The following is a 25,148-nucleotide window of genomic DNA, read 5'->3' as shown; positions in this document are numbered from 1 at the left end:
AAAACAACCGCTTGTGTTAAGACTCCAAGAGCAATGAGAGTAATTGCAATAGTCATCTGCGTGATTAATTAGAGCTAATTTGTAAACTAAAGTAAAGTCTATAGGCTTGTTTCCATGTTGTTATCGAACCAAGTGAGACATCTAAAATTGTTTGAATTTCCTCATATTTGTAGTTTTGATAAACCAGTTTTACAGAATAGCGCTTTCCTCACTTCACGGGCATCTGGACGCTCATCTATAAATTCTTGTAGTTCTGCGTTAGCGTTCGCGCAGCGTTTCGCAGGAAAGCTTACCGAAGGTATCGCTGCTTGGAAAGCCTGATTTCTCATTATTGTTTTTTAGACTATATCTTTCTACGTATTATCTCTTAGCTTTTTTCAAAAATCAAATATGATTCCTATAGTTGTCATAGATACTCATTTTCGGGCTATCCCAGTCATCTGCAAAGGTTGCTAGATGCGATCGCAAAATCTCAGCCTGCGCTTCGTTAATTCCTTGAGAGGCTAGGTCAATCTCATCCGACCTGATAAAAGTCACAATTACTCGTGTTCCTTCATCTACATCGGTGGGTTGTTCAGTGAGTTCCACTCGACCATTACAATATCTCCCTTCAACACTAGTTAACATTTTTAACCTTGTTGCTTGTGAATAGTTAAACTGCTTTATAAAACTTTCTTTACCAAACTTTACTCATATTCAAAATAAACCCAGGCAATACCGACTCGCCGCTTACACTAACAGGATTATCCAAACATTCCTCTGGCAATCCAGGACGATAAATATAAACTTTACGCTGCTTACGATCAATCAACCAGCCTAACTGTATTCCTGGCTCATTCATATATTCCTCCATTTTTTCCTTCAAAGTTTGGAGGTTGTCGCTAAGAGATTTGAGTTCGACTACAAAATCTGGACAAATGGGAGCAAACCTTTCTTGTTGTTTTGGAGATAGAGAATTCCACCGTTCTAGTTGAATCCAGGAAGCATCTGGCGATCGCTCTGCACCTGTTGATAGCTGAAATCCAGTACCAGAGCTAAAAGTTATACCTTTACCATCTTGTTCTGACCACACCCATAGCTGTCCTGAGATATTAACTTCTCGGTTTCCTGTCTCTGAACCAGTAGGAGGCATAATTACCAATTCTCCAAATTTATTCCGCTCAATGTGTAAGTCCCGATTCACCTGACAGAACTCAAAAAATTGTTCGTCTGTCATTTGCATTGATGACGGAATTTGTAAAACCAAAGGGGATGAAAACATCAAGATTTCCTCCAGGTTCAGATACCTAGCCAAGTAACTATATTCTCACGCAAAGAAACAAAGACGCCAAGATATAGTGGTTTGCAGTTGAGTCCAATACAGACCTAACCCCCGACCGACCCCTTCCCGCTTCGGCTATCCATTAGTCACATCTTTCTTAACATTGCGGAAAATAAGTCAGCCAGAGGATTTGCTCATGAGAACTTCTAAGGAAGATTGACAAAAATAGGGAATTGTGTAGTCGAAAGGAAATTTTCTAGGTGATCGCTAAACATAATGAATCATGAACTAGGAAATCTGATGGACTAATTTCCAGGTGGCGGTGATATCGTGTAATCGCCGCAATCCTCGCTCCTCTAGTTTTCACACCAGGCTCACCATCGCCTTTGCGACCCAAAAAGCCGCCTAGAGTCGCAATCATTCGTACTGCTTCTCGTTCTGAATCGCCCATTGTTACGACTATCAATTCTATTGGTACTAACTGTTGCGTTACTTTTAATCCATCTAACCAACGAAGACGAGTCTTTATCTTGTGTTTCCCGTTGACGACGTTTTTTTGCTATACCCAAATTTTCAATATCTCGTGCCCATACTTGCTGAAAAGCAATTCCTAATGGTACTCCATTAATTGTTGCAGCCAGCGTTGAATGTACTTTTAATCCAAAGCTTTTTGTATGGTCAAGATAGCCGAGACCATTTGTTGCTTTATGGCTGGTTAAATCTATACTTGTCCTGTCCTGAATCATCAACACCACATCATGTTCTTTGATTCGAGCAACTGTGCTTTTTACATGAGCGTTACGTATATCATCTGGCTGAAAGTAAGGTGAGTTCCAAAAATCGTATGCTGCGCTGGTTGCGGCTATGTTTCCACAGGCTTGAGGTACGCTACTGCTTGGTTGTGCTGCCAAGTCTTCTACGATCCTTACTAGACGCTTGTTTCGTCTCGTGTCTCCTAAATCTGCCTGTTTTAATTCAACCCAAGCCCATTTTTCCATGATGCACCATTACCCACAAATATTCTCTTCTCTCAAAAACTATACCTATCAACGCTTTTGGCATATTTTAAGTAAGTTGTATAAATGTTGAGAAAGATGCGGGTAATGGATAGCCTTTTAGGGAAGGGGAGTAAGACTCAAAGCCTCTCTCCTTGCAGGAGAGAGGTTTGGAGAGAGGTAAAAACTGTACTGCACCCAACTGAGAACAGCTATATAACTTTGCGCCTTTGCTTTTTTATCCGAAATCATTTTCAGATTTACTTGTTAGGCTGAGGAGTTACCCGCAGATAAGGTTTGACTTCCTCATAACCTTTGGGGAATTTCTCTTTGAGTACTTCTGGATCTTTCAGGGAGGGGACAATTACGACATCCTCTCCGTCTTTCCAGTCAGCTGGTGTCGCCACGCTGTAATTATCAGTTAATTGCAGAGAATCAATCACCCGCAAAAGTTCATCAAAGTTGCGTCCCGTACTGGGGGGGTAAGTGAAAGAGAGACGGAGTTTCTTATTGGGGTCAATCACGAAAACCGATCGCACTGTTACAGCCGCATTAGCATTGGGGTGGATCATGTCGTAAAGGTCAGCAACCTTGCGATCCGCATCCGCCAAAATTGGGTAGTTAAGGGTGGTGCTTTGAGTTTCTTCAATATCTCCCACCCAGCCTTTGTGGGATTCAACATCATCAACGCTAAGTGCGATCGCTTTGACATTGCGTTTGTCAAATTCTGGTTTGAGCTTGGCAACTGTGCCGAGTTCTGTTGTGCAAACAGGTGTAAAATCAGCAGGGTGAGAGAACAGCACTACCCAGCTGTCACCTGCCCATTGGTAAAAATCGATGTCGCCGTGTGTTGAGGCTTGCGTAAAGTTGGGTACTGTGTCACCTAGACGGAGAGCCATGTGAGATTCCCTGTAGTTAGAAAAGCATATGTGTTCTACTTTGCCATCATGACATAAAACCCCTATTTCCCAATCGGGCTTTAGCGGTTTGAAACAAAATTTTAGGTTGTCAGCACTCTCGGATAAGAGAGTATCGGGAGGTAAAAGTATTGACTAAAATACACATATATGATTTAAATTATGGCTCTTATGAATATAAAAGCAAAGATAAAACCCTTCCAGTCATTACCACTATCTTTCATAGTACTTAGATAATCTCAGCTTGATTACACATTTTTATAATTAAAAGCAAAGATTGTCATCTGAATATTCACTGTATTCAGAATTGTTTAAAAATCCTCTCCAAAATCGCCTGGAGAAGTATCAATTTTCAGTTATTAGGGTAATCTGCTATTGTCTGCATTGGGTTAAATTAATTTGTTCGTTAGAATTTCCTGGTAGGCTTGGATTGTTTGCTTTGCGATCGCATCCCAGCTAAAATTTTCCAATGCATATTTTTGGGCGTTTAATCCCCGTCGTTGGCGTTCTGCGGGATTTTGCAAAGCTTCTTGCAGTAACTCTACCAGTGCTTGGACATCTGTTGCACCCACCCAACCCGACTCACTATCACGCACCTGTTGACAAATATGCACTTGGTCAGAAATTATCACAGGTGTTCCTACTACCATCGCTTCAGCTACAGCAATCCCAAAATTTTCGTAGTAGGAAGGTAAGACAAATAAATCAGCAGCTTGTAGTAAACTAACTTTTAATTCACCAGTGACAAAGCCAGTAATTGTAGTGTGCGATCGCAGCGGTGAATTTTGAATTTGGGATATTATCTTTTGTTCGTAATCTGGATCTTGGGGATTTGTCCCAGCTAAGACAAAATGAAACTTATAATTAACTGCTAATAGCTTCTCCAGCGCCGGAATCAACAAATTTAACCCCTTTTTCGGGTCAATTCGTGACATAAACAGCACTAAAGGTACATCCTTTGGTATTTCTAACTGACTACATACATTTTTAAGGGGGGATTGAGGAGGAATCACACCCAAGGGAATCACTAAATCTGGCGTAGATACTCCAAATCGTTCTGATATTTTAGCTTCTTGTTCGCTGGTAAAATGAATTGCTGCGGCACTAGCTAAATTTTGACGTTCTATAATTGCAACATAAAGCTGTTTTAATTGCTTTTTTTTCCGTAAATCAGCCGGATCGAGAGTACCTAAAGGACGGAAAATATAAGGTAGCTTTTGCTGACGACACACAATAGCAGCAGCACTACTTATAGGAGAGAATAGAGCATGAATATGTGCTATGTCAAACTCATGAGCATGACGTTTTAGCCAGTTTAATAAATCTAGGGAAAATTTATAGCGACGAAACGGGGCACAACGAAAGTAAATTATTTCATAGCCATCTTGTTCAATTGGGCGATTTAAGGGAATATTCAAAGGTGTTTGACCATTATCACCATTACTATCGGTTGTGAGAATTGTAACTTCCACTCTCTCTTTTACCAAAGCTGGAGCTAATCCTAGTACCATTTGACTGGGGCCGCCGTAAATCAGAGAAATTGAGGGAACGATTTGTAATATTTTCATTTTTTTGCCATTTGTCATTTGCTAATAACCAATGACTCTTGACCATTAACCAATTCTTGATAAAACTCTAATTGCTGTTTAGCCAAAGCTTTATTTGTATATTTAATCATTGCTTTTCGATAACCCATTTCACCCAGAGTGTGAGCAAAATAGGGTTTATCTATTAATTGAACTAAGCAATTAGCAAGGGCTTGAACATCACCTTCAGGAAATACTAAACCAGCATCACCAATTACATAGGGAATTTCACCTGAATCAGAACCAATCACAGGTACTTGGCAAGCCATTGCCTCAATTAGCACATGACCAAATTGTTCTTTCCAACCAACTGAAGTTAAGGTTTTAAACTTGTAAGTTGTTTCTGAAGGCAGTACTAAAGTACTCATTAAATTGATATAGTTTGCAACCTCGTCATGGGGGACACTTTCTCTTAAAATTAACCGCTCTTTAATATTATTTTTTGCCGCTATTTTGATTAATTGAGTTTGCAACTCTCCCCGTCCCAACAACAGTAATTTCCAAGGTTTATTTTTCAAAGTCACTAAGGCTTGCAAAAGTGTTAATAAACCCTTTTCTTGTACAAATCGCCCAACAAAACCTACTACAAAATCCTCTTTATTAATGCCCAACTTAGCTGCTAATTCTGGTTGGGCTTTGGGAGTAAATAGACTTTCATCTACACCCAGTTGCGGCATGACTTTAATTACTCCTTGATATCCCCGTTGTCGCAAAACTTCTGCCCCATCCTGATTGCCAGAAATGATCCCGTGGCTGTGATTGAGGTTATATTTTTCTAATAAAGCAACTGGTAATTTTAGCTCATAGGGTAAATTCCACCAGGTAAAAAACACATTTTTTGCCTTGAGTCCTAATAGCTTATTTAAAGCAATCATCTGAGTATAAGCCAGTCCTCTAGACCCTTGTTCCACTTGGATGATTTGGGGAGAAAATTGTTTTAACAAAGATATTAAATCAGTGCCAAAGGTAAGGAGTCCCTGATGATTTTGACTGAAATTAGAAACTGGAACTATTTTAAATGTGCCTTCATCTCTGTATTCAGTTTCAATAATTCTGTTTTGCACGCCACCTGGTTTCCAACGCTTTGGGACTATAACTGTCACTTCAATGTTAGGTTCTAGTTGAGATAAAGCGCGTAATTTCTCACAGTTGAGGTCTACAATATAAGTGTGACTAGCAACTAAGATTTTCATTGATATTTATTAGTTCTTATTTATTTTTTATCAGTTGTCCTTTGTTTTTCACTAACTCCTGACTCCTAACTAAACTTGTTCATCCAATCGACTGTAAATTTGACCATCGTTCCATAGTGATTGGATGACAGTACCCAAGGCTTTGAAAAAACCTAAAGTGTAGAAAATAGCACGAGTGGCAATTTTGATGGGGGAACCGCTTTTATGGCAAGGTGGGCGTCCCAGAACGTGACAGTCAAATAAACGGCCGTATAAGCGTAAAGCTTGAGTAAGAGTGAGGTTTTTCAGCCCTAGTAGGAAATGGTTGTGATAAAAGGTGAGTTGATATTTGAGCGATCGCATACTAATATCATGACAACCCCCTGTTTCTTCACCTAGATGCACCAAATGGGCTTCTGGGTCGTACCAAATCTTATATCCTGTTTGTCGCACCCGTAAACAAAAATCTGACTCTTCGCGCACTGCACTACCGCCAAACCTCTCATCAAACCTCAGCCCGTACTTAGTAAAAATTTCACGGCGAAATGACATATTGCAACCCCTTGCTGTTAGCACTTGTTGGGGTTTGATAGTATGTACTAAATCAATATGATACCAAGCAATTCCTGGGTCCATTGCTTCAGGAGGCAGATATTCAATCTGTAAATCTCCTCCAGAATCATCCAATTTCATTCTGTCAAATACCCGTCCGGCCACAGCCCCCACTTCTGGATTTTGCAAATAATTTTTCGCATGGGCTGTTAACAATTCTGGGGTTAGCTGAACATCATCATCAATAAATAATATTATTTCACCAGAAGACCGCCGCACAGCGTAATTTCGCGCCCCTGGCAAACTAGCCCAATCTAAGCGCAACCATTTAATTTTACCTGCCCCTACCATCTCTTCTAAGTAGGCTTGAATTTCTGGTTGGTGTTTTGGGGTTTGGTCTACCACTAAGACTTCAAAATTTGGATAGTTTTGTTTCAGGACATCTACAATGCTATCCTGTAGCGCTTCCTCTCGACCATAGGTCGGGATAACTACAGTAACTAAAGGATAATTATTCATAATTTTTATTAAGCGATTTTCTTACTTTGATAATAACCTTATAAAAATTAATATACTCCTGACACTGCTGCATAAAGATTATCAAATAACTCATTTTGCTTTTCGGAGTTATGCACAATTCGCGCTTGAGCTAATGCTCCTGCACTTAAAAATTCGTAATGTTCTCGTTTATCACTTCTATCAAAAAATTGAATGATTTGTTGCAATGCTTGCTCTGCCAAATAGTCATAGGTGCTGTTTAGAATTTCCCAATATTCATTAGTTTTGATTTTATCTCCGTGCAACCAATTGCTCCAGTGCCTGAGTTCATTAATTGGTAATTCTAAAATATAGCCATTTTCGCCATGACGAATAAACTCTGGTAAAGCACATACATTTGTTGTAATTGCAGGAGTTGCAACGGAAAAGCCTTCGATGATACTATAACCATAAGTATCATGTAATGTCGCCATTATTTGAAAATGACTTTGCGATAATAACTCAATAACTTTGTCATTATCAATATTGTTATGAAATACAACATTATTTAACTTCAGTAAATTTAAATCCTCTACATATTTTGTGGTATCGGGAAAATCAGTCGGGACTCCTGAACCATGCCCCATATCCGAAATTATATGTACAGTAATAGGTAAACCTAATTTTTCAGCTTTCTTGGCGAGTCTTAAAGCAACAACTCCGCCTTTGCGGGCAATGTGGTTTCCGATAAATACAAGCTGGAGATTTTGCTGTTCCTGATATAGTTTTGGTTGGCTAACTCTGACTGGGAAGTTTGGATGAATAACATCTAATTTATTGCTTACTTTTTCTTCTATCTTCCAACCTTCTATCCGCTTAATTAATCTCAACTTGGCATAATCGGAAATAGCGATAAGTTTTTGGCAATTGTCTAATGCTAACCGATTATTTAATATTTCATAAATTGTAGCTTCGCTTTGATTTTGAGGATTTCTATATAAAACACGATGATCTTCAAAGGTGAAAAACCAAGGTTTATTTGTATATAAAATTCTGTTGAAAGAATGAATTGCTTGGTATCTTCCCCATACAGGTTGCCAAGCCATAAAGCTGCTTAAAGGATACCAAATTTTTTCTATAGGATATCTGCCTGCAGGGAAAGGCTTGGGGCGGATGAGTGTATGCCGAGAATTTCGAGGTAGGTTTGGAATGCTGAGGTGTTTTTGACCTGCTATGATAACTTTTGCCATTTTTATTTCATTTAAATTGTTTTTAGACGTTTTCTCTTGTTTTTTTGCTGAGGGTTGGCATCTTCTTGATCTTGTTTCTCCAGTTCTGGCAATTTAAAAAGAACTCCGGCAAAAAACCAATAATAGACAGCAACCGGATCAACATCCAGAGGATAGTAGTAAGTGTTGTAACTAATAAACAATATAAACACCCACAAAGCTGCTCCGTAACTGCGGAAATTACGGTTTTTTATGGAGCGATAGGTCTTAAAGCCAATAATTGTTAAACTTGTTACTAAACCCAGAAAAGCTAGTACTCCAAGAATTCCAACTTCATAAAGGACTTTGGGATAGTAGGTTTCTACGAGTTTGGTTGAACCCATTACACGAGCAGAGTTAGTTGCTCGACCTAAGCCACTTCCCAAGGGACCGTCTACGTTTTTCCAATTCTCTTCAAATTGCTGGACAATAAAATCTTGAGGTGGTGAAGCGTCCCAGCGACCGGTAAAACTCTCGGTTCTCTCTTGCACGACAGCAGGGTTAGTCACCATCACAATTCCCAAAACTAAAGCAAGTCCTATCCCTATAGGGATAAATCGTTTAAGGTTGCCAATTTGTCCAGTGAGCAAGAGCAAAATCCCGAAGCAAGTTGGTACTAAAGCTAAGGCGATTCTCTGTCCAGAGATTACAGCATTGATAAAGACTGTCACTAAAGAACCTAAACCGACCAGCCGCCATATTGGCGAAGGGTCGGTGAAGCCGGTGGCAAAGGTAAAAAAGGTGCTGGAAATTAAGAACCATGCCCACTGCCAAGGAGCTACAAATGTCCCTGGTAAGCGAATAACCCCTTCTTCGGGACTATATAAGAGCGCTCCACCAAAATAACACCGGGCTTCTAGTGATGTGACAAATAGGGCATTTCCTTCAAGACCTCTAGTGCCTTGACATACACCAGTTAGTAGTAACAGGTATTGAATAAATCCCAGCACACAGCAAATGAGTGTGAGGACAATCTGGAGGCGCGATAAAAATAGAAAATCCCGCTTATCGCGAATTAGATAGTAGGCACAACCAATCAGGGGGACATAGCCTAAAAATACTTTTAGTCCCAGAATTCCCATTCCTAAAGGTATTTCGTTGGGCGCTTTTTCCAATAGTCCCACACTAGGTGGGTTAAACTGCTGTCCACCATTAACGAACAACAGCGTTAGCAGACTGCAACCCAAAACAATATAAAGTGGGATTTTAATGCCTTGGGGAATAATTATGGGTAGCCCTTGTTTACGGCAAGTTTGCCAAAGTCCAACTAGCGCTGGAACGTAAAAAGCATCTTTAGCTAATTGGAGTATGGGACTATTGCCCAAGTAGTAAGTGATAGTACCCCCAATAGGTACGTAAATGATGAAGGCATATAGCGCTTGGCGCGGGTATTTGTAGGAAAGGGAGATGACGAGTATCCCCAAAACACCAGGAACTGCCGCTTTAATTCCACCTACAAAAAAAAGCACAATGCCAAAGAAGACACCGCTAATAGTGGCAGTGGTGAGTAAGCTAGTGAATTCTTTACGTGCTTGGGCTGCTTTGCGCTTTTGGGCTAACTGTTCTTTGAGGCTAAGAGTAGGAGTTTCTTTTTTAGCCTGTTTTTTTGATTTTTGATTTTTTGACTTGGATTTCGGCATAGTGGCGCTGTAGCCTATCAGCCTTAAAAACAATCTATAGCTTACATACAAATGGATTACAATGGCTATAGTCTATACAAGCCGAATTCATCCTTAACTGATTGAGTTAAGGATTTTCGATCAAAAATATTGAAGTTTAACTTCATTGAACCGTAAAAAAGATTTTCCCCTGTTTCTACAATGTAAACTGCCCCAGGAAATGGTAATGGTTCAATAGGTTTATCTTTGTTTTCTAATATACCTCTAACTTTACCGTGGTCTATATAATATTTGTAGTATCCATAACCCCGATTATATTCTGCGTTTTCTGGTAGGAAATTTAAGTCATATCGGATAATGTTGGATGTCCCGCACATTGAATAGAAATTTTTTCTTTTAATATATATATATTTACTAGCTTCTTTATATTTATAACCTTTATTGATAAACCATCCATTAGAGTTAGGATGTTGCTTAATAAATGTGGCTAAGTTTTTACTGATGCAATCATCTGCATCAACTGCCATAGTGTGAGTTGGAGAAAATTGACGAGCATATATTAATCCCTTCAAGATTTTTCGCCCTTTATCTGTGTCTCCTCTAGCTATAGGGTTTGTCTCATTGGGAGGAGGAAAGTCAACTGTAATGTATGTAATCTGGGGATGATTAAATTCTATTTTTGGCTGTTCATGACAAACGACAATAGCGTGAAAATCAGGAGAGATTTGATTGCAAATTGATTTGATACATCTTTCAAATGATTGTGTGACACGCTCCCAGGAATTGGAAACTTGCGGACTTTTAAGTGGGATAACAAAAACAAGCATTTTATTACCTTATATAGCAATCCTAAATCATTCGTGAGAGATAAAATCGCTGAGATGCCTATAAATACGTACTTTTAATCTCCGTATTTTCTCACATTTCAATTCGGATTGCTATAGAAGATAACCAAAGAATACGCACAGACCTCTTTCCTTGTTAGAAAAGAGGTTTACAATAGACCTCTTGCAAAAGTCCCAGATGCGTGGGACAAATAAGTTAGAGTTGGGTAACATGAATGACCTACGAACAAGTAAAGAGCCTAAAGTCGGAAGACTTCAAACGCTTGTGTGGTGTACGCCCAGAGACTTTTAACCACATGCTAAAGATCGTGCGATAAGCCTAACGGCATGGCTTTGCTTACCGCAAAAGGAAACAAAACAAAAAACAGGAAGGCCTGGTAAACTCAGCATGGAAGACCAATTGTTGATGACATTGGAATATTGGAGAGAATATCGCACGTACTTTCATATTGGTCAAACTTGGGGAGTAAACGAGTCTACAGCATACCGAATTATCCGAAAAATAGAAGATACACTGGTTAAATCCAGAGTTTTTACTCTTCCTGGGAAGAAAAAGTTGGCTAGTTCTAATTATCAGTTAGAAGTGGTAGTGGTAGATGTGACAGAAAGTCCAATTGAACGTCCTAAAAAAAACAGAAAAACTTCTACAGTGGGAAAAAGAAACAGCATACGCTCAAGTCACAAGTAATAGTAGACCAAGCCAATGGTCAAATCATCTGTACCGCTCATGGCAAGGGTAGAGAGCATGATTTTCGGATATTTAAAAATAGTAAAGTTAGGTTAAGAGAAAACATAGAGTGCTTGGGAGATAAAGGTTATCAAGGTATTCAAAAAATGCATAGCAATAGTCGGATTCCCAAGAAAAAACCCAGGGGCGGTAAATTAAGTTATGAAGATAAAAAGAGTAATCAAGAATTAGCCAAAATTAGAGTTTTAGGTGAGCATGTAAATCGTAGGTTAAAGGTATTTAAAGTTTTGTCTCTTACTTATAGAAATCGCCGAAAAAGATTTAGTTTGCGGTTTAATCTGATTGCTGCTCTCTACAATTACGAGCTTTTTCTGCCGAAAATCAAATCTTCCTGAGCGACTTTTGCAAGAGGTCTAATATACCTAAAAGTGCAAATACTACATCTTCCAGAGATGACCAAGGCTGGTTAATTTACAGAAGTTGTGACGACGAAAAAGTTACACTTTTGAAAGGTGAGATAGTAGCCACTCCCTTCTCCACTAAGAATACCTAATTTAACTAACCGTGAAGACGCCTTCCTTGCACCTCTGGTAGAGAAGAGAAGGAAGAAGAAAAAGTAGATAGGTAATCTTAGACGGTGAAGGGAGTAACTTAGACCGCTATGTGTTGCTGGACTTGCCAAACTAATTCATTTGTCCAGTGGTTGGCAAGGTCGGCATTGGCAGCTTCCACCATAACCCTGATCACTGGTTCTGTGCCTGAGGCGCGAACCAAAATTCTGCCGGAATCACCCATTGCTGCTTCAGCAAGAGCGATCGCTTGTTGTACAGGTTGGCAATCTTGCCATCCTAAACGGCGATCGCGATCTACGACTCGCACGTTCCGCAACAGTTGCGGATAGGTCTGGAAGCTTTGATCTACTAATTCTGCTAGGGAAATATCCGCCTGTTTCACCAAAGCTGCTACATGCAAGGCTGTTAACAAGCCATCTCCAGTCACGGCATAATGACGGCAAAGAATATGACCTGATTGTTCGCCGCCTAACATTCCCCCAGTCCGCAGCATTTCTGCTTGCACATATTGGTCACCGACTGCGGTGCGAATCAACTTACCACCTATTTGTTGCCAAGCTTTCTCAAAACCTAAATTAGCCATGACTGTAGATACAATCAGGTTATCTGGCAGTTGTTGGTTTTGTTGTAATTGGCTTCCCCATAGATAGAGAATGTAATCGCCGTTAACTTGCCTTCCGGTATTGTCTACAGCTAAGACGCGATCAGCGTCGCCATCAAAGGCAAAGCCGATGTCAGCATTGTGTTCTTGTACTGTTGCTGCAAGAATATCTAGGTGAGTAGAACCGCAGTTAACATTAATGCGATCGCCATCTGCTTCGTTATGCAAGCAGATCACCTCTGCCCCCATTTCTGTAAATACTGATGGTGCTAATCCTACTGCTGCTCCCCACGCCAAGTCTAAGACAATCTTCATTCCCTGAAGATTTAGGGCACTGGTTAAGGGTTTTTTCAACGCCTCGCTATAATGCCCCACTAACTCCAAACGTGAGTAATGCCGTCCGCAATTACTGATAGCAATAGGTGATATCTTGCCACGCAGTCCCGCTTCAATTTCTGCCTGCAATATTTGAGGTAATTTCCCACCATCCGCACCAAAAACCTTAATGCCATTGTCCTCTGGGGGATTATGGCTGGCAGAAATCATCACTCCGCCGATGGCATCACTGATGCTGGTAAGATAAGCAACGCAAGGAGTGGGACATAATCCCAAATACCAAACCTCTAACCCCGCTGCTATTAAACCTGCACTCAAAGCCATTGCCAGCATATCGCTGGAGTTTCTAGAGTCCTGTCCGAGAATGACTGGCCCTATTTGAGTAGCATTGTTACGTAAAACAATACCTGTCCAAAAACCAACTTGTAATGCTAGAGGCGCACTTAGCAATTCTCCGACTCGTCCACGAATACCATCTGTGCCAAATAAAGGATTTGTTGGTAATGGGATTAAATTCAATGCAAAACTGCTCTCAATCCCTTTGTCCAATTCGCCAGCTTCGGAAGCAGAATCCCCAGGAATGCCTGGTGTCCGAGTTATAGATGAAACCATATGTTTAAATACTCCACACAATCACACTGAAAAATAGCACTTAAGACTTTGTTCAGCAATTTCGATATGCTTTTTATCTTGAGAAATTCATTCTAAATCAAAATTATATTACGTAATAATACTTAAATAAATCTAATTGTAAATCTTTCATGAAGTCAGTATTAGTTTTTACGTTATTAGTAAAGTTTCCACCTTTTAACCTTTTATGCCCTCAACTTTAGTCTTGATTTTTATCTGTATTAATTCACACTTTGCAATTTTACTTCCTCAGAACAATTGTAATAAATATTACCATAATTCTCTCTGAAGTGTTTTCAGCAAAGCTGAGAATGAAAGCGAAATTTAGCTAATAACAACAAAAAATTGTAAAGTTATATCTCCTTCTTTGTGAAACTGCACAAAACCAAGCTTGGTCAGACTTGGGGCAAAATCCCCCAGTTCCGGAGCAACCTCACAGGTAATTGGTATTAGCCTTGTTGCTGTGTAAAAAACTACAAAACGATGGTGGCTTAAAAAATTTTAATATAAATTCTCATCAAATAGTTTTAAGGTAACGTTTTAATGGCTTTTTTAGCCGTTAGTGAATCGAAACTCCGGCAGTTAACTTTTTAAAGTTGAGAATTTTAGTATGAGCAGCAATTTAGCAACCAAATTACGTGTAGGCACTAAGAAAGCCCACACAATGGCAGAAAATGTAGGTTTTGTCAAGTGCTTTTTAAGAGGAGTAGTCGAGAAAAACTCTTACCGAAAACTAGTTGCTAACTTCTACTTCGTCTACTCAGCGATGGAAGAGGAAATGGAAAAGCATAGCCAGCACCCAATTCTTTCTAAAATTAACTTTCCCCAGCTAAACCGCAAGTATACCCTAGAGCAAGACCTGGGTTATTACTTTGGTGCTAACTGGAAAGAGCAAATCAAACTATCTCCCGCAGGTGAAGCTTATGTAAAGCGCATCCGAGAAATATCTGCCACAGAACCGGAACTCTTAATCGCTCATTCATATACTCGTTACTTGGGTGACTTATCTGGGGGACAAATTCTCAAAAATATTGCTGTAACGGCGATGAATTTGTCTGATGGGCAAGGAACAGCCTTTTATGAGTTTCCAGAGATTCCTGATGAGAAGGCATTCAAAGCGAAATATCGTCAAACTTTGGATGAATTACCCCTTGATGATGCTACAACCGATCGCATCGTTGATGAAGCTAACGCCGCCTTTGGCACGAACATGAATATGTTCCAAGAATTGGAGGGCAATTTGATCAAGGCGATCGGTGTGATGGTGTACAACAGCCTGACACGGCGTCGTACACGCGGTAGTACTGAACTCGTCACCGCTGAGTAAACTTTATTAAGTAAAATTTTGTAAATCTAGGGGTAACCTCTCTGGGTTCACCTGAATAAAATCAGGCGATCGCGGGGATGTTGCCCCTACTGCTGTTTGTTAGCTAATTCTATTTACAGAATATATAAACACTGATTCCTAATCTAGTCAGCGATCAAGGAAGATATAAACAGGCACAATTGATTAAATAATGGCAACAAAAATTCCTGTCACAGTGATCACAGGTTTCTTAGGTAGTGGAAAAACCAGTCTAATTCGCCACCTGCTACAAAACAATCAAGGACGCGGCATTGCGGTTTTAGTCAATGAATTTGGCGAACTCGGAATTGATGGCGAATTGTTAAAATCCTGTCAAATTTGCCCGGAAGATGCTGAGGGCAACAGTAATATCTTTGAATTAACCAACGGCTGCTTATGCTGCACTGTGCAGGAAGAGTTTTACCCGACGATCCAAGAGTTAATCAAGCGGCGAGATAGCATCGACTGCATTTTGATTGAAACCTCTGGTTTAGCCTTACCAAAACCGCTGATGAAGGCTTTTCGCTGGCAGGAAATTCGGAATGCGGCCACTGTGGATGCCGTGATTACGGTAGTGGATTGTGCGGCGGTAGCAGCAGGGACATTTGCCAGTGATCCAGAGGCGATCGCAGCCCAGCGCCAAGCAGATGATAGTCTAGAACACGAAACACCTTTGCAAGAACTGTTTGAAGAAAGACCAACTTGCTTGTGCAGATTTGGTGATGTTGAATAAAATTGACTTGGTAGATGCTGAGACAAAAGCTAGAGTTGAGGAATTGATTAAACAACAGTTGCCCAGAGTGGTGAAGATTGTTGAGAGCGATTGTTCTCAACTTGATATATCTATATTATTAGGATTCCAAGCCGCAGTCGAAGACAACAATCCTGACTTTACAAAACTATGACTATTTCTCAACTATTTAACGTTGCCAATCTTTTCGTGTTACCTTTTTGGACATTGATGATTCTCTTGCCAAATTGGAAAGTGACACGGCGGATAATGGAATCATATCTGCCTTTTGTGCTGTTAGCTGGAGCATATTTGTATTTGTTTATCAACAGCATTACGCCAGAAAATGCCCAAGCTTTATCGAATCCCCAATTAGCTGATATTGCACGATTTTTTGCAAATGAAACGGCTGCTGCAACGGGTTGGATTCATTTTTTAGCGATGGATTTATTTGTCGGTCGCTGGATTTATTGGGAAGGACAAAAAACAGGTATTTGGACAATTCACTCCCTTGCACTGTGTTTCTTTGCTGGCCCTTTGGGATTACTGTCTCACATCTTGACTAGCTGGATTACTAAGACATTTTTCCCAAAATCTCAGCACAATGAAGCGGTGACGGTAGGAGAAAAAGCTGCGTCATCATCTGGCACATAGTTATATATAGCAATCATAAATTGTTTGTGAAAAAGCAGATCCCCGATTTCTTTGAGAAGTCGGGGATCTATGGCTTGATAAGATTAGGGAATCAGTTTACTCCTATTACCAATTATCTGATTTTAAAATTATTAAGCGTTGTCATGTCTATAGTCGGCATCTAACCAACAGCGTGGTAAAACTTCACCTGAAGGGAAAATGAGATTTTCTTTTTTAAAAGTTTCAGGTTGCTGTTCTTCTTGACCTTCTTGGTCTTTTGCCTGAACAACATCAGTATTAGGGTCAAGTAATTCCTGAATTTCAAGAATTTTTACCAATTCTCCACTATCTTTGACTTGTAAAAGCATAGAAATTGCCTCAATGAGTTTGCATGAAAGTCCAAAACGAGTCTCAAGATAAAGTTGCTCAAATCTAAACTGATTTAGAACACCGACATTCCTTAATTGATAAAGGAAATTTTTTCTACATACATATAAATTATCCGAAATTCATCTATATATATTTGTAGTTTTTATTTTTATAAAATTGACACACCAAATAAATTCCCAATTCAGCATCTCAAATCGAATAAGGGAATGGTGACTAAAACATTGTCCAACTAAAATAAATAATCTTGATTTTAGCGATTATATTTCACGTTGATATTTTTCTAAAATATCTACTAAGGTGACTTGGGATTGCAGTGGTAGTAAATCGATTAAAGGAAGTTCGCTTTTACCTCCACCAATTTTTACGGGAATTGATTTCAAGACTTTTATAACTTGGTCTTCATTTACATTATTAGAAGTAATTAAGGGATACAACTGTTCAGCAACAAGGGTATGCAATTTGGCATTAGATAAATAAAGGTGCCATTTGGCAATATCTATGTAGACGTTTTCGCCAATTTCAGCTGCTAGGGCTTCTAGTAGTTCTGTGGTGTTAGTCTTAGCCATAAAATAACCCTACATTAAAAAAGAGCGCAAAATCTCAGGCTTTTTCAGATTATCGTTCAATTGAGAGGCTAGTCCTACTACCACAGGTTACAATCGCCCCAGCATCATTAGTCCGTCTTCAGATGGATTTAGATGGATCACTGTAGTTAGCGATCGCAGCAATATAAATTAGATGTACTAACAATATTCCTGTCCAACTTAAAGTCACCCCAGGCAGCCACTCCCAGGCAGTGGCTTTCAAAATGTGGAAAAACCACAAGCCAGAATTAATACTAGCAGCGATCGCCACATGGATGGCAAAATTCATTCGGTCATCTATCTTGCGGTAATCAGGGTCTTTGCGATCAGGTTCGCGAGGCCAACGAGGAGGCATAAATATTTGTTACAGATTTAAATACACTTACTCATTCTAAGGTTTTTGGGACAGCGGTTGCTATTAGACCTCTATAACCAGTCATAATCTAATTAAAAAAGCCAACGGGCAGAACAGTTGGCAGAATACTTACAGATTTTTTTCAAAGTAAAATGCGCTCTTATCTAATGCTCTTGCAGGAAATAATCTCCTGATTTCCCGCCACTCTTACTGATTAAACGAATCGATTCAATTTGAATCGACTTTTCTAGGGCTTTTGCCATATCGTATAAAGTCAGGGCAGCCACAGAAACGGCAGTTAAGGCTTCCATCTCTACACCAGTTTCAGCTTTGGTTTTGACTGTGGCTTGAATTTGATAACCAGGTAGTTGCGGATCGGGTATAATTTCGACTGCAATTTTTTGTAAAGGCAACGGATGACACAAAGGAATTAAAGTGGCTGTTTGCTTGCCTGCCATAATCCCAGCCAATCTTGCAGTTGCTAACACATCTCCTTTTGGCACATTTCCGGCTTGAATGGCAGCGAAGGTTGCAGGCAGCATCCGCACATTGGCAGCGGCTACTGCTTGGCGGACGGTGGGTGCTTTATCAGACACATCCACCATTTGTGCCTGTCCTTGGCGATCTAGATGGGTTAAGTTGGCAAAATTAGATGGAGAATTATCTTGCATCATTTAATTAGAACGTGTTAATATAGATTGTCGGTGAGGGCGTGTAGCTCAGTGGACTAGAGCACGTGGCTACGGACCACGGTGTCGGGGGTTCGAATCCCTCCTCGCCCGTTTTTGAAAGTTAAAAGTTGAAAGTTAGGAGTGAGAAATTAAAGTTCCTCACTCCTAAGTTTTAAGTTGTTCAAGGCGTAAGCATCTGGAGCACGACCTAGTGCAAAGCGCAGCGAGTTGGATAGGTTTTTGCTCGACTGGGTGAGGAAGATCACAAGTGCAACAGAAGTGATCACAGCACCGTAGCCAAACATATCGCGATAGCCTACAAGTTCTGCGATGATACCCAGAAGAGGAGCGGCGATCGCAATCCCCAGGTCAAGTCCAGCTATACATATAGCAAAAATTTGCCCCCGTTCTTGCGGCAGTGAGCGGTCTGCCATCATCGTGATCATCATGGAGATGAGTGTACCACCACCAGCACCTTCAGCGATCGCAGCTAATAAGAAAATGATCGCGCTGTCAGCCTGCCACAGTAGTATTAACGCTAAAACATAGCAAAAAATACCAAAGGTGATAAACAAACCACGACCAAAGTGATCGCTTGCCCTACCAGCAAACACCCTGATACTAAAACTAGAAATTGCCCCAACTGTAAAAAACAGTCCGCCATTGAAGTCCACGTGAGTGGATTTGAGGAACAGCGACACAAAGGTCTGTACAGCACCAAGAGACAAACCAATCAGTAACATAACTATAGTTGGAACTCTCACCCGGGGACTGCCCAAAATTTGCCAAAAGTTGCGCTTGTTTGCCTCAGTTTGCTCCTGTATCTGCACTGGTGGATTAGTGACTTGTACAATCCCCAGAAGGGCAACAAAACCCAATTCAGCAGATAACAGAAATAATATCCCGTAACCACTTGTAGCTTCTAAATATCCTCCCAAGGCAGGGCCAATTGCTAAACCAAGGGGAGTTGCCAGGGTCATGTAACCAATGATTTCACCACGAGTTTCAGTAGGAGCTAAATCCGCGATTAACGCACTGTAGCCAGTGGCAAAAGCGGCAATGCTAATACCGTGAAAAATCCGCACCAGGATCAACAGTGGAATTGATTGGGTTGCCAAGTAACCAAAGGGTGCGATCGCAGCTACGATCGTACCAATCAACAAGACAATTTTTCGACCATTTTCATCGGCTAAACGTCCCAGCATCGGGCGAGATAGCAATAACCCAATGGCGAAACTGCCCATCACAATCCCAATTTCTTGTTTGCTTGCGCCCACATCATCCATGTAAAGCGGTAAAGTTGGTAAGAGCGAAGATATGCTCGACCAGAATAATAAACCTGCTGTAAATAAAATCAGCAGGTTGCGCCGTAGTCCAGCGTCAAAGGTATTAAATGCTTTCAAAGTAGATGCAATTTAATGAATTTTTTGTCAATAGTTAGGAGTTATACCAATTCTGTATGAAGATGCGCTAAACCATATTTAAGTGCAAGAAAGAAAAACGTAGACGCAAAGGACGTATAGACACGTTTGCGGAGCGTCTCCAAGAGTTGTGGCTTACCGCAGGGTAGGACACAAAGAAAGAAAGAAAGAAGTTAAAAGGGTTTGGCGCAGCCTCACAAAAAAATGGTATTAGGAGTTAGGAGTCAAGAGTAAACCATATTTACTCTTGAGTGTTTACTCATCCCCAATGTCGAATGTCCAATGCCCCATAACTGAATGGCACTAAGATAAGTCCAAAGTCTTGTTTTGCCTCGTTCTCAGCCTGGAGGCTGGGAAACTATTTTGGGAGGCTCCGCCTCCTCTTTCTTGACCAGAGACAGAGCTTCTTGGAACTCGTTAAGAGTCTTCAGACTGGGAACAAAGTTACACAAGCCTTTCGGCTTTTCTTAGTGCCATTCCGCCATAACTATTGTTACCTTAGTCAATATTTTTTGCTACCACCTCTCGCACACGATAGATAGGCCTTCCTTGGGATTCATGGTAAGTACGCATGAGCAATTCTGCCAAAAGACCGAAGCAAAACAACTGCACTCCAGTTACTAACAGGAGAACTGCCAAAATCAGCAAAGGGCGATTGCCAATGTCCTCATGGAAAGCAAATTTGACGAACGTCAAGTGAATTCCGATCGCTGTCCCCGAAATCATTGAAATCAAGCCCAACAGCCCAAAAACGTGCATCGGGCGGGTGAGGAATCTTTTCATAAACAGAATGGTTAACAAATCCATCAACACCCGGAATGTCCGCCAAATCCCATATTTACTTCGACCAAAGCGACGGGCGTGATGACGCACTGGTATTTCAGTAATTCTAGCTCCTTCAATGTACGCCAGGGCAGGTAAAAATCGGTGTAGTTCCCCGTAGAGATTCATATCTGCCAACAGTTCTGTCCGATAGGCTTTCAACGAACAGCCATAGTCATGAATATTCACGCTGGTGGTGCGACGAATTAGCCAATTGGCAATTTTGGAAGGAAGTAACCGATTTACAGCACCATCTTGGCGTTTTTGTCGCCAACCACTCACCAAATCGTAACCTTCGGCCAGCTTTGCTAATAACATGGGGATATCAGCTGGGTCATTCTGGAGGTCAGCATCTAAAGTGACGATCGCTTTACCTACAGCATAATAAAACCCAGCAGCCATAGCCGCAGTTTGACCGTAGTTGCGACGCAAAATCACCGCTTTTAAATCAGTGCGGATTTGCGCCTCTTTTTTGAGAAACTCCCCGGAACCATCTGTAGAACCATCATCCACACAAATTATTTCATAATTTATCTGACTAGAGGATAAAGTAGATGCGATCGCTTCTAGTAAAAGCGGCAAACTTTCCACTTCGTCATGTATCGGCACCACCACCGAAACATCTGGGACAATTGCTGAAATCACCCCATTTTCCTGACTCAACCCTTGATAAACCTTCCCACTCCTCATATACCTGTGCGTCCTGTGCGTCTCTGTGGTTCGTAACTTTTGATAACTCTACCAGCACCTCGCAGTTGCTGATAGTACGACTGACTAACCCCATTTCCCTGTTTTGAGAGAACATCAATCCCAATCCCATCTCGTCCCTGCTCTTTCCCAGAACTATGGATGTAATAACCATCCGCTAAATAAAGTCCGACATGGGTTGCTTTTGGGCTAGTTCCAAAAAATACTAGATCCCCGGCTGCTAATTCTGCAATAGTAATTGGTTGAGTGAATCCTTCCTGTTGATAAGCATCTCTGGGTAACCAAATGCTCACCGAAGCAAACGCCGCCTGGATCAACCCAGAACAGTCATAATTTGGTGCTACTGTACCACCCCAAAGGTAATAATTGGATTGTTGCATCGCTTTTTGGGTAAAGGCGATCACCTTTGCTAGGAGTTTTTTAATTTCAGATTCAGAAAATGTTGCAGCCTGATAAGGTACAGTAGCAGATTGTAATGAATCAAAATCTGAAAGGGATACCCATCCCGGATAGTCATCTTCACACAAATACAGCTCAACCGCTGAATTTTGATGATTTGATGTTACCCATAAATGTCGCCCAGATGCGGCTTGAGTTGCCAAGCGTGTACATTCAGGAGAATCATATAAGTTCAGGTTAGCTAGACACTGATACTCCCCTGATTTTGGATTTGGGATTTTGGATTTTAGATTAAAGGACATTATTCGAGAATGATTTTTTTTAATAAAGACGAACAACTCGAAAATCTTGGGTTAGGCATTTTAGATGCAACTTGGGCAGCATTTGGGACTTTAGCCCGTAACCAAATTGCGCTAACTTGGGTTGTTTACGATCCACCAGTGCTAGTAAATACTGGTGGCGCTCTGACTCCCAAAGCTTTTTGGGATCACCCAGTTCGTGGTTTCACTTATCGTGGTGTTGAACGGATTTATCCCGCCAGTGTAGTCAAGCTATTTTATCTGGTGGCGGTAAACGAATGGTTAGAAAAAGGCATGAGTCAAACCTCCAAGGAGTTGGAGCGAGCCTTGCAGGATATGATTGTAGATTCTAGTAATGATGCTACCAGTTTGATTGTGGATATTCTCAGTGGCACCACCTCAGGCCCACATTTACCAACTGGGCCCTTTGAAACCTGGAAATATCAGCGTAATATTGTTAACCGCTATTACCAATCCTTGGGTTGGGAAGAAATGGAAACGATTAACATCTGTCAAAAAACTTGGGGTGATGGTCCCTATGGACGGGAACGGGCGTTTGTGGGAGAGTTACTGGAAAATCGCAATATGGTAACAACAAATGCGATCGCTAGGTTACTGCATAGTATTGTAGGCGGGGTGGCAGTTTCAAGTGGGCGATCGCAAGCGATGATGGCTTTGCTCAAACGGACTCTCAACGATTTGTCCGCTGACGCCGAGGAAGATCAGGTAACAGGTTTTTTAGGTGGTGGACTTCCTGAAAATGCTCAAATTTGGTCAAAGGCCGGTTGGACAAGTCAAGTTCGCCATGATGCCGCGTATATTGAATTACCAAATCAGCGCCCCTACCTCTTAGTGGTATTTACTGAAGGCAAAGCGCAGGCTAAGAACCGAGCTATTTTGCCCTTTGTTTCTAAATTAGTTGCCGAAGCGATCGCTAGTCTATAATTCCAAATTACCTCGTTCCCAGTCGAAGACTGGGAATGCTTACTCAGAGGCTCCGCCTCCCTCATTAGTGGCAGCAGCCCAATGATATCAAATCCGCTCAATCACTTACGATATGTCATTGCGAGTGTAACGCAGTGGAACGAACGCGATTGCGTCTCTAAGAGTTGCAATTCGCTTGCGGTTCGGAGATTGCTTCACTTTGTTCGCAATGACAACTAATCAACCGGACATGATATGAAGAGTATTTCCAGGTTACACCTGGAAACGAGATTTTCAAAAGTTTTGGCTTAAATTGACACCAATGCACATCTGTGCATATATACTATTTCAACTTAAATTCATCAAATTTCAATACTTCCGAATCAGGCTTGCGAGTATCAAAACGATAACTACTTATCGTACCCGTCCCCGTATCAAAGATACTGAAAACGGTAATATCATTACTCGTAATATAAGGCATCGGCTTCCCATCTTCGCCCAGCAAGGGAGCAATTGTTGGCACTATCGGCTCTAAACCATTGGGATCACCAACCTTAATATAATTTTCTTGATACCCAATTGGTACTTCTCGCTTTCTGTCACCCCAAGCAGCGCCGTAAGTATTGCCCACATTAGATGTTTCCAGAAAGTGCATTCCACTGGGACTTACAAAACGGTTCCATAAATGGGAATGCCCATAGAATACCAATTGCACATTAGCCGTTTCAAGTATTGGCACAACATCGCGGATAATATAATCTGCGTCTTTCGGGTACTCATAACGCACTGCTTTGATATTATTACCATCCCGTTCAATTATTTGAATTGGATCTGTATAAGCAGGAACTATATTATCACCCAGAGTGTGGGGCGGATGATGGAACATCACGACTTTGTATTTTGCTTGTTTAAACTCAGGGCTGTCGAGTTCTGCCTCTAGCCAATTGTACTGCTTGCTGCCTTTAGCAATTGACTCATAAATCAACTGTCCATAACCCCAATTTTCAGGATTATTTAAATCTTTTTCTGCTTCCTGATATCTACCCTTACGCTTTCCATCTAAGCTGGGAGGGCGCCACATATTCGTAGCGTACAGTACCACCAAACGCACATTACCAAAACTGACTGCATAATACCTTTTTCCACCCTCTTTACTTTTTGGTAAAGAGAAAATCTCTTCGTAGGTATTAGTATTAAAAGAATTATCTATTAAAGATTTGTCCTGGTAGATTTTTTGAGCAACGACACGGGGAATTGTATCATCAAATTCACCATCTAAACTTCCCACCCTGGCAAATCGCCCCATCACCTCATGATTACCAACGCAAGTAAACATGGGTGCATGTTGAATTATTTGTCCACCAATATAGGTTGTCTTAACACCGTTATGCGTCATGTCATATTTAGCACGACCTTGTAAACCGGGAAATAATGCACCACCACTATCATGATCAAACCATTCTGAGGCGCGATCGCTGACGTTGACCAAATCACCGGCAAACCATACCCCATCGACTCGTCCAATTGTTTCTACCACCTTTTGCAGATTTGCAGATGTCATCGGCTTTAACTGATGGTCAGAGGTGAGTAGAATTTTTAATGGTGTATTCGGTTTTGGAGTAGCTGCGAGGCTAAAAACATCACTGCTAACACTCTCGCCGTCTTCTCCCCCACTCGTAACACGATAGTTTAGCCGCACACCAGGAGTTAATCCAGTCACCTCAGCTTCATGTCGCCAAATGTCGCGCCAGACGGGTTTTTGATAAACTTGGTTATTTTTGGTTTGGGTTGCAACTCTTGACTCTTGGTCTTCACGCGTACGACTAAGTTTGGTAGTATCTGCCTTAACAGTTTGTTTGAGATTTTCCCCGTAGGTTACTATGTGATTAACACCAGCAAACTCAGTAAACCAAACTACTCGCACTGAGGTTTCAGTTGGCAGTTGCAAAAATGGGTCGGTGAGCAGTTGGGGTGGTGATGTCATAATTGTTTGCCCAAATAAACGCACACTTACCATAAAGCATATAACAAGGGCAAGCATAGCCACTGAGGAGATTTTACGGCGGCTTTTGCGTCTGAGCATAAGTAATATACCAAATTTTTTAGAGTATTCACTGACTGAACGCAGTTTTCTTATTAGCCTTTTTTAGTGTTTCTAATACAGAACGCGAAGCAATATCTAAACTAGTCCAAAAATGCCTAGACGTAAAAGGCGTTAACTGTGAAATATGGGAGAAAGAAATAGATGAGCGAGTCGCTGCCCTGTAAGGCTTGTAGGACAATAGACTAGAATTAAACTCAATAGGGTTAACCCTAACAATGGCAAATATTTACGAAGATGTTCTAAC

21 protein-coding genes, 1 tRNA gene and 5 pseudogenes are annotated in these 25,148 nt (G+C 41.0%); 6 read left to right on the top strand and 21 right to left on the bottom strand.

Going from position 1 to position 25,148, the window contains the following annotated elements; translation table 11 throughout:
* Nucleotides 1-100 precede the first annotated feature (100 nt).
* From V7K40_RS26755 to V7K40_RS26700, 12 genes and pseudogenes are all read right to left on the bottom strand, one after another.
* Nucleotides 101-266: pseudogene (locus V7K40_RS26755) on the bottom strand (IS630 family transposase); the annotation flags it as partial.
* Nucleotides 267-384: 118 nt separating this feature from the next.
* On the bottom strand, nt 385-627 hold the full coding sequence (locus tag V7K40_RS26750) for a hypothetical protein (protein ID WP_334965126.1): 243 nt from the start codon (nt 625-627) through the stop codon (nt 385-387).
* 49 nt (nt 628-676) lie between these two features.
* Nucleotides 677-1,261, bottom strand: a complete 585-nt coding sequence (locus tag V7K40_RS26745) for a Uma2 family endonuclease (RefSeq protein WP_334965124.1) — start codon at nt 1,259-1,261, stop codon at nt 677-679.
* Between the two features lie 358 nt (nt 1,262-1,619).
* Nucleotides 1,620-1,694 (bottom strand): annotated as a pseudogene (locus V7K40_RS26740) (IS4 family transposase); the annotation flags it as partial.
* Nucleotides 1,692-2,259, bottom strand: a pseudogene (locus tag V7K40_RS26735) (transposase DNA-binding-containing protein); the annotation flags it as partial. The pseudogenes V7K40_RS26735 and V7K40_RS26740, both read right to left, overlap by 3 nt.
* Nucleotides 2,260-2,516: 257 nt before the next feature.
* Complete coding sequence (locus tag V7K40_RS26730) at nt 2,517-3,155, bottom strand: peroxiredoxin (protein WP_334965122.1); 639 nt, start codon at nt 3,153-3,155, stop codon at nt 2,517-2,519.
* A 407-nt stretch (nt 3,156-3,562) separates the two neighbouring features.
* A complete protein-coding gene (gene hpsP, locus V7K40_RS26725) occupies nt 3,563-4,741 on the bottom strand; it encodes a hormogonium polysaccharide biosynthesis glycosyltransferase HpsP (RefSeq protein ID WP_334965120.1) in 1,179 nt (392 codons plus the stop codon).
* A gap of 14 nt (nt 4,742-4,755) precedes the next feature.
* Entirely contained in the window at nt 4,756-5,952 is a 1,197-nt protein-coding gene (hpsO, locus tag V7K40_RS26720; protein ID WP_334965118.1) for a hormogonium polysaccharide biosynthesis glycosyltransferase HpsO, read from the bottom strand.
* A 69-nt stretch (nt 5,953-6,021) separates the two neighbouring features.
* Nucleotides 6,022-7,002 carry a hormogonium polysaccharide biosynthesis glycosyltransferase HpsN gene (gene hpsN, locus V7K40_RS26715; protein WP_334965116.1) on the bottom strand — a complete coding sequence of 327 codons (981 nt, stop codon included), beginning with the start codon at nt 7,000-7,002 and terminating at the stop codon, nt 6,022-6,024.
* Between the two features lie 47 nt (nt 7,003-7,049).
* The gene (locus V7K40_RS26710; RefSeq protein WP_334965114.1) at nt 7,050-8,210 is read right to left on the bottom strand and encodes a glycosyltransferase family 4 protein; all 1,161 of its coding nucleotides are present in this window, start codon (nt 8,208-8,210) and stop codon (nt 7,050-7,052) included.
* Nucleotides 8,211-8,221: 11 nt separating this feature from the next.
* Nucleotides 8,222-9,868, bottom strand: a complete 1,647-nt coding sequence (hpsL, locus tag V7K40_RS26705) for a hormogonium polysaccharide biosynthesis protein HpsL (protein ID WP_334965112.1) — start codon at nt 9,866-9,868, stop codon at nt 8,222-8,224.
* A gap of 65 nt (nt 9,869-9,933) precedes the next feature.
* Nucleotides 9,934-10,674: a glycosyltransferase family 2 protein gene (locus tag V7K40_RS26700; protein WP_334965110.1), complete on the bottom strand. Its 741-nt coding sequence runs from the start codon at nt 10,672-10,674 to the stop codon at nt 9,934-9,936.
* A 233-nt stretch (nt 10,675-10,907) separates the two neighbouring features.
* Between V7K40_RS26700 and V7K40_RS26695 the strand changes: the two are divergent.
* A pseudogene (locus tag V7K40_RS26695) lies at nt 10,908-11,775 on the top strand (IS5 family transposase).
* 256 nt (nt 11,776-12,031) lie between these two features.
* On the opposite strand, the gene glmM reads toward V7K40_RS26695, so the two are convergent.
* The gene (gene glmM / locus V7K40_RS26690) at nt 12,032-13,501 is read right to left on the bottom strand and encodes a phosphoglucosamine mutase (protein WP_334965108.1); all 1,470 of its coding nucleotides are present in this window, start codon (nt 13,499-13,501) and stop codon (nt 12,032-12,034) included.
* A gap of 628 nt (nt 13,502-14,129) precedes the next feature.
* Between glmM and V7K40_RS26685 the strand changes: the two genes are divergently transcribed.
* The 3 genes and pseudogenes from V7K40_RS26685 to V7K40_RS26675 all read left to right on the top strand — a co-directional run bounded on the left by V7K40_RS26685 (nt 14,130) and on the right by V7K40_RS26675 (nt 16,248).
* A complete protein-coding gene (locus V7K40_RS26685) occupies nt 14,130-14,846 on the top strand; it encodes a heme oxygenase (biliverdin-producing) (protein WP_334965106.1) in 717 nt (238 codons plus the stop codon).
* A gap of 190 nt (nt 14,847-15,036) precedes the next feature.
* Nucleotides 15,037-15,745, top strand: a pseudogene (cobW, locus tag V7K40_RS26680) (cobalamin biosynthesis protein CobW); the annotation flags it as partial.
* Nucleotides 15,746-15,765: 20 nt separating this feature from the next.
* Nucleotides 15,766-16,248 carry an ABA4-like family protein gene (locus V7K40_RS26675; protein ID WP_334965104.1) on the top strand — a complete coding sequence of 161 codons (483 nt, stop codon included), beginning with the start codon at nt 15,766-15,768 and terminating at the stop codon, nt 16,246-16,248.
* A 131-nt stretch (nt 16,249-16,379) separates the two neighbouring features.
* Here the strand turns inward: V7K40_RS26675 and V7K40_RS26670 are convergent, their stop codons facing one another.
* The 4 genes from V7K40_RS26670 to moaC form a co-directional block, all read right to left on the bottom strand.
* Nucleotides 16,380-16,595, bottom strand: coding sequence for an acetyltransferase (locus tag V7K40_RS26670; protein ID WP_334965102.1), 216 nt, complete (start codon nt 16,593-16,595; stop codon nt 16,380-16,382).
* A gap of 279 nt (nt 16,596-16,874) precedes the next feature.
* Nucleotides 16,875-17,183: a DUF3181 family protein gene (locus tag V7K40_RS26665; protein ID WP_273767386.1), complete on the bottom strand. Its 309-nt coding sequence runs from the start codon at nt 17,181-17,183 to the stop codon at nt 16,875-16,877.
* Nucleotides 17,184-17,301: 118 nt separating this feature from the next.
* A complete protein-coding gene (locus V7K40_RS26660) occupies nt 17,302-17,556 on the bottom strand; it encodes a hypothetical protein (protein ID WP_334965100.1) in 255 nt (84 codons plus the stop codon).
* Between the two features lie 164 nt (nt 17,557-17,720).
* Nucleotides 17,721-18,227 carry a cyclic pyranopterin monophosphate synthase MoaC gene (moaC, locus tag V7K40_RS26655; protein ID WP_334965388.1) on the bottom strand — a complete coding sequence of 169 codons (507 nt, stop codon included), beginning with the start codon at nt 18,225-18,227 and terminating at the stop codon, nt 17,721-17,723.
* Nucleotides 18,228-18,264: 37 nt separating this feature from the next.
* Between moaC and V7K40_RS26650 the strand changes: the two genes are divergently transcribed.
* Nucleotides 18,265-18,338, top strand: a tRNA-Arg gene (locus V7K40_RS26650).
* 38 nt (nt 18,339-18,376) lie between these two features.
* Here V7K40_RS26650 and V7K40_RS26645 read toward each other — a convergent pair.
* From V7K40_RS26645 to V7K40_RS26635, 3 genes are all read right to left on the bottom strand, one after another.
* A complete protein-coding gene (locus tag V7K40_RS26645; RefSeq protein WP_334965098.1) occupies nt 18,377-19,630 on the bottom strand; it encodes an MFS transporter in 1,254 nt (417 codons plus the stop codon).
* Between the two features lie 516 nt (nt 19,631-20,146).
* Nucleotides 20,147-21,160: a glycosyltransferase family 2 protein gene (locus V7K40_RS26640; protein WP_334965096.1), complete on the bottom strand. Its 1,014-nt coding sequence runs from the start codon at nt 21,158-21,160 to the stop codon at nt 20,147-20,149.
* Nucleotides 21,157-21,879, bottom strand: coding sequence for a C40 family peptidase (locus V7K40_RS26635; RefSeq protein ID WP_334965094.1), 723 nt, complete (start codon nt 21,877-21,879; stop codon nt 21,157-21,159). The genes V7K40_RS26640 and V7K40_RS26635 overlap by 4 nt, the downstream gene beginning before the upstream one ends.
* Before the next feature lie 9 nt (nt 21,880-21,888).
* Between V7K40_RS26635 and V7K40_RS26630 the strand changes: the two genes are divergently transcribed.
* A complete protein-coding gene (locus V7K40_RS26630; protein ID WP_334965092.1) occupies nt 21,889-22,821 on the top strand; it encodes a serine hydrolase in 933 nt (310 codons plus the stop codon).
* Nucleotides 22,822-23,143: 322 nt separating this feature from the next.
* Here the strand turns inward: V7K40_RS26630 and V7K40_RS26625 are convergent, their stop codons facing one another.
* Nucleotides 23,144-24,784 (bottom strand): metallophosphoesterase family protein, encoded by a 1,641-nt coding sequence (locus V7K40_RS26625; RefSeq protein WP_334965090.1) that lies wholly within the window; start codon nt 24,782-24,784, stop codon nt 23,144-23,146.
* Between the last annotated feature and the right edge of the window lie 364 nt (nt 24,785-25,148).

Origin of the sequence: Nostoc sp. (assembly GCF_036917195.1) — a bacterium.
GTDB lineage: Bacteria > Cyanobacteriota > Cyanobacteriia > Cyanobacteriales > Nostocaceae > Nostoc.
The sequence above is the reverse complement of the archived record's forward strand: the minus strand, read 5'-3'. Positions and strand labels throughout refer to the sequence as shown.

Coding starts and splice junctions, on each gene's coding strand:
- V7K40_RS26665 (WP_273767386.1), bottom strand. CDS start 17,183: ATGGCTAAGACTAACACCACAGAACTACTAGAAGCCCTAGCAGCTGAA.
- hpsP (WP_334965120.1), bottom strand. CDS start 4,741: ATGAAAATATTACAAATCGTTCCCTCAATTTCTCTGATTTACGGCGGC.
- V7K40_RS26660 (WP_334965100.1), bottom strand. CDS start 17,556: ATGCCTCCTCGTTGGCCTCGCGAACCTGATCGCAAAGACCCTGATTAC.
- V7K40_RS26700 (WP_334965110.1), bottom strand. CDS start 10,674: ATGCTTGTTTTTGTTATCCCACTTAAAAGTCCGCAAGTTTCCAATTCC.
- V7K40_RS26710 (WP_334965114.1), bottom strand. CDS start 8,210: ATGGCAAAAGTTATCATAGCAGGTCAAAAACACCTCAGCATTCCAAAC.
- V7K40_RS26675 (WP_334965104.1), top strand. CDS start 15,766: ATGACTATTTCTCAACTATTTAACGTTGCCAATCTTTTCGTGTTACCT.
- V7K40_RS26750 (WP_334965126.1), bottom strand. CDS start 627: ATGTTAACTAGTGTTGAAGGGAGATATTGTAATGGTCGAGTGGAACTC.
- hpsN (WP_334965116.1), bottom strand. CDS start 7,002: ATGAATAATTATCCTTTAGTTACTGTAGTTATCCCGACCTATGGTCGA.
- glmM (WP_334965108.1), bottom strand. CDS start 13,501: ATGGTTTCATCTATAACTCGGACACCAGGCATTCCTGGGGATTCTGCT.
- V7K40_RS26685 (WP_334965106.1), top strand. CDS start 14,130: ATGAGCAGCAATTTAGCAACCAAATTACGTGTAGGCACTAAGAAAGCC.
- hpsL (WP_334965112.1), bottom strand. CDS start 9,868: ATGCCGAAATCCAAGTCAAAAAATCAAAAATCAAAAAAACAGGCTAAA.
- V7K40_RS26670 (WP_334965102.1), bottom strand. CDS start 16,595: ATGCTTTTACAAGTCAAAGATAGTGGAGAATTGGTAAAAATTCTTGAA.
- V7K40_RS26640 (WP_334965096.1), bottom strand. CDS start 21,160: ATGAGGAGTGGGAAGGTTTATCAAGGGTTGAGTCAGGAAAATGGGGTG.
- hpsO (WP_334965118.1), bottom strand. CDS start 5,952: ATGAAAATCTTAGTTGCTAGTCACACTTATATTGTAGACCTCAACTGT.
- V7K40_RS26630 (WP_334965092.1), top strand. CDS start 21,889: ATGATTTTTTTTAATAAAGACGAACAACTCGAAAATCTTGGGTTAGGC.
- moaC (WP_334965388.1), bottom strand. CDS start 18,227: ATGCAAGATAATTCTCCATCTAATTTTGCCAACTTAACCCATCTAGAT.
- V7K40_RS26730 (WP_334965122.1), bottom strand. CDS start 3,155: ATGGCTCTCCGTCTAGGTGACACAGTACCCAACTTTACGCAAGCCTCA.
- V7K40_RS26745 (WP_334965124.1), bottom strand. CDS start 1,261: ATGTTTTCATCCCCTTTGGTTTTACAAATTCCGTCATCAATGCAAATG.
- V7K40_RS26625 (WP_334965090.1), bottom strand. CDS start 24,784: ATGACATCACCACCCCAACTGCTCACCGACCCATTTTTGCAACTGCCA.
- V7K40_RS26635 (WP_334965094.1), bottom strand. CDS start 21,879: ATGTCCTTTAATCTAAAATCCAAAATCCCAAATCCAAAATCAGGGGAG.